The organism is Devosia alba, from assembly GCF_039938915.1.
GTDB lineage: Bacteria > Pseudomonadota > Alphaproteobacteria > Rhizobiales > Devosiaceae > Devosia > Devosia alba.
The window spans coordinates 1-218 of the sequence record NZ_JBDUUI010000191.1; the positions used below are offsets into that span (position 1 = coordinate 1).

Genomic DNA, 218 nt, shown 5'->3' on the forward strand with positions numbered 1-218 from the left:
AAGGTACAATTTAAAACTTACACCCCCAACGAAATTGTTCTTTTTCCTTCCAATCTGGGAGAAAGAATTCCCGAGGATCATCCAGTCCGCCTCCTGAGCAGGATAGTGGACGGGCTCGATTTGACCGAGCTCATCCGCACATACAAGTCCGGTGGCACAACTCCGTTCCATCCCCGTATGTTGCTCAAGGTGGTGTTCTATGCTTACATGAACAACAT

At 48.2% G+C, this 218-nt stretch carries 1 protein-coding gene; it reads left to right on the plus strand.

Annotation, left to right across the window (positions count from 1 at the left end; translation table 11 throughout):
- Window positions 1-54: 54 nt before the first annotated feature.
- Window positions 55-218, plus strand: a 164-nt coding sequence (locus ABFY71_RS19450) for a transposase (protein WP_488645811.1), incomplete at its 3' end; no start/stop codon positions are given.